We start from the raw sequence: 3,492 nt of genomic DNA, 5'->3' as shown, positions 1-3,492 counted from the left end.
TTATTAACTTACGCCTCCTTGAAACAGATTTCTAACCTCAGTGAGGAACGGTGTTGGATTCTAAAGTTCTTTGGTGCTCCTTGTCGTAAATATTATCTCCTTTGCTGATGAACCTGCGGAATGTGGGCTTTACATCCGAGAGCAGATGGTTATTTTCACGATAACAGGCTGCAAGATGGTAATTTGGAATTCTTTCGGAGAGATGATGAATAGTGTGATAGCCGATGTCTGCCGTAAACCATCTGAGAACGGCGGGTAATTCTAAATAACTGGTGCCCTCAACTGCACCGAGAACATAGTTCCAGCCTGCTGTTTTGTGAGCATACGCACCCTCAAAAATATGCTGCACAAAAAAGATCCAGATGAAAATCGTTGCAGAACAACTGAGTGTAATAGAGTAAATACTCCAAAACAGCCCAACTCCCCATAAATGGCTCAGGAAAATCCAACCACCAACCACACAAATGTTGTTAAACAGTACATCCCAAAATTCAGCAACGGACTGCCAATGTTTCGACTGATGAGCAGAGACGGTTTGCCCTAAGTTAAACCCTGAACCCTGCTTCAAATCCGTGAATACATGATAGATGATATCATAAACTCCCATGATTAAAACTAACCTGGGCTTGATCACCAGATAGAAAAAGCCCCCTGGAATCGCCATCAATGGATGTCGCAGGACTTCATACAGTCTTTGCTTGAACGGATCGAGCTTAGAAAACTCCTCAGTGGATAAGAAATCGGCAACGCCCCGATATCGCTCCCAGTCGCCATTGGTTTTGTGATGGTAGGCATGATCTCTCGACCAGGCATATTGGGGAATCGCGTTGATCACACCCAGCAGAAACCCCATGATTCGGTTCATTGATTTTGACCGAAACAGAGAATAGTGTCCGCAATCATGCATCAATGAAAAACAGCGCAGGGAGAAAAGAATTAGCAGCGCAATAATCGGGGGTAGAAGCCACAGCGAAATGGATGCTGCTTTCACGGCCAAGAGCCATAAAAGAACATAAGGGACAACAGTATTGAGAATTTGATAGGTTGCCCGCAGGTTGCTGCTTTTCATGTATGGTATCAAAACAAAGTCAGTTTTTCTGAGCAGATGCGGTGGTTTTAGTTGCCGGGAAGATTCACGTTTTACAAAGGGATGAACCGATGTAGAGATCTGTCCAGTATGATACAGATAATACTTGAGCATAATGGATCTCAATTCAGTGATACATTGGGATTAGTTGTGCTAGTCAATTCTTGTTCCGAGACGCTAGGGGATTATTCCGAGACACGCTTCGCGATCGCCCGTCAGGGTTACTGCACCCCTCGTGCTTCAAGGCACAAACGGCTGGGTGAAACTCGTCCCAGGTTTTACAAACTTGCTCGTAACATTTTTGTAGAATTCAAAGCAGCAAAAACCGACATCATGAACTGCACGATGCAGCATCATGAAGGTTCATTAGTCTGAGTCATGAACTGAGATAGGTCGCAATCGCAGTTGATAGGGAAGCATCTGCAATTTGGGCTTGATTCTATACAGAAACAAGACCAATTACCCGATTGCAAATTAACTGCGTTGGCGAAGCCTGTCCGAAGGACATCGCTATTTAAAAACTGCTGCTCTTTTTTCAAAAAATGCAGGCAGTCACCCCTCTATCCAAGGGACTCAGTTCAAATGTGTTGTTCAAATTCAGTTACAATCGCAATCGCTTCCGAGCTTCAGGAAAGCTTCCCTCAGAATTGAATTGAAAAAATACTGGATTCACCATCATCCGTACCTCGCAGATGTTGCATAACATGGACTTTTTATCGGCGGGCATCCTGACTGAGAGCGATAACGTCTCCTTCACAGTTGCGGTACAGCGTGGGATTCTCACCCAACTTTCCCCGTTTCTTCTAGTGGCTGATCCCCACTAGAACCGATAAATTATTTTATAGTATACTACATTTTCTTGCTTAGAAACATTTATAGCCATTTTCAATCGCCTGAGGTACAGATTTGAGAGGTGGGGGCGCACCGCACCGCCACCTCTTGCCAGCGTTCCTGAAATAGTGTTTGGAGTAAAGGCTCGACTAAATCAACGGTAGAGGGAAAATCCTTCTATTCAATCTTTTGATTGCCATAGAGGGCTTCAACAGCGCGGTGATTCAGTGGAGTTACCCAGCCAGAAAAGTCAGTCATGGGGTGTTAACGATTAAATGACAGACTGGCGACGGTTCACGATGCGCCAAAGCAATAGGCTATGGACAATTGTAATTCCTCCAGACCAAATCAAATGTTTAACAAACAACTTACCCACAATCTCCCAACCCATTCGATGCCCATCTGCTAAGACTGGATAAGCAAACAGAATTAATCCTTGATACAGTGCAAATCCCAAAAGTGAGGCGATCGCCATCCATGTCAAATATCTACTAAAGGAATCCCGACACCAACCTGGCCACCAACTTGCCGCAACAGCAGCCAACAGGGTACCGATTCCCATCAATGCTCCCCAGGTGAAAGCGGTGGATGTTAGGGGATAGCCCCGCAATCCAAATCCAATAGCTTGATTGACCAACCAAACTAGCAACGCTACACCCACAGCCCGTTGTCGAGACAAGGTCGCCCCACTCATGCTTGCAAAGGCAGCTAGAGGCGCGTGGGCATAAACCCCATTACTCGCAACTCCCACTACAAGTAAGGTGAAAGGCCAAAACCGTCCATTTGCTAGGAGTTTCCAAGCTTGAGCTGTAATGTTTGGGTTAGATTTACTACTTTGATAACTTTTCATGGGAAAGGCTCTGTAATTATTTCTATAGTAAACATAAGCCTGTGGTTACAGAAACTAGGCCAGAATATGAGATGGCCTTAAGCCACAGCGGGTTATTCACGAATGTATATTCTAAAGACCTATCCAAAAACTTGAAAATATCTCAGTAACTGGTTTTCGGCACCCAAATTCACCAAGTAAATTTTACGTTGAGTTAACGCTACAATAGGCTTTATGAAACTATTTATGTTAATTTAGCGATGCAATAGCGAGTGGGGGAAACCCCCACTCGCTATTGCATCAAGACAGCGCCAAAACTATGAATAGAATAATTTTTGCTGATTATAATCTGTTCGCGTAGCGTCGCCTACGGCCAAAGGTCTTTCTCTAACTTGTTCAGCACTATCTACTATTAACTCATCCTCATATTTATTCAATCAATTTTTATAATTACTTATATAATTATTGCTAATAAGTTTACAGTCAAGTGACTCTATTTTTGATTAAAAAATGTCTTATTTAGGCTAAAGTAAATGTTGTATCACTACATGTTTATCACCACCAGCACATCAAGTAGCGTGGCACAGGCTACTTGATGTGCTGAATGGTGAATGCTGAATGGTGAATGCTGAATGATTACGCTAGATTACACAACAACAAAATCCTCAGCCGTAATCAGATTGGAGTTGACATCAGTCAAGAAAGCTAACGGTTGATTATTTTGAGTTGTGATCCAGGTGTCACA

At 43.4% G+C, this 3,492-nt stretch carries 2 protein-coding genes, 1 pseudogene and 1 riboswitch; of the genes and pseudogenes, 1 reads left to right on the top strand and 2 read right to left on the bottom strand.

What is annotated here, in order from left to right; all coding sequences use genetic code 11:
- Nucleotides 1-130: 130 nt before the first annotated feature.
- A pseudogene (locus F6K52_RS34110) lies at nucleotides 131-1,069 on the bottom strand (fatty acid desaturase); the annotation flags it as partial.
- A gap of 168 nt (nucleotides 1,070-1,237) precedes the next feature.
- On the opposite strand from F6K52_RS34110, the gene F6K52_RS34105 reads away from it, so the two are divergent.
- Nucleotides 1,238-1,462, top strand: a complete 225-nt coding sequence (locus F6K52_RS34105; protein ID WP_293089297.1) for a hypothetical protein — start codon at nucleotides 1,238-1,240, stop codon at nucleotides 1,460-1,462.
- A 325-nt stretch (nucleotides 1,463-1,787) separates the two neighbouring features.
- A riboswitch (cobalamin riboswitch) is annotated at nucleotides 1,788-1,933 on the bottom strand.
- Between the two features lie 256 nt (nucleotides 1,934-2,189).
- Here the strand turns inward: F6K52_RS34105 and F6K52_RS34100 are convergent.
- Nucleotides 2,190-2,768 (bottom strand): hypothetical protein, encoded by a 579-nt coding sequence (locus tag F6K52_RS34100; RefSeq protein WP_293089295.1) that lies wholly within the window; start codon nucleotides 2,766-2,768, stop codon nucleotides 2,190-2,192.
- Nucleotides 2,769-3,492 lie beyond the last annotated feature (724 nt).

It is taken from the genome of Moorena sp. SIO3H5, from assembly GCF_010692395.1.
In the GTDB taxonomy this organism is placed as follows: Bacteria; Cyanobacteriota; Cyanobacteriia; order Cyanobacteriales; family Coleofasciculaceae; genus Moorena.
This window is presented reverse-complemented; position numbering and strand designations above follow the sequence as displayed.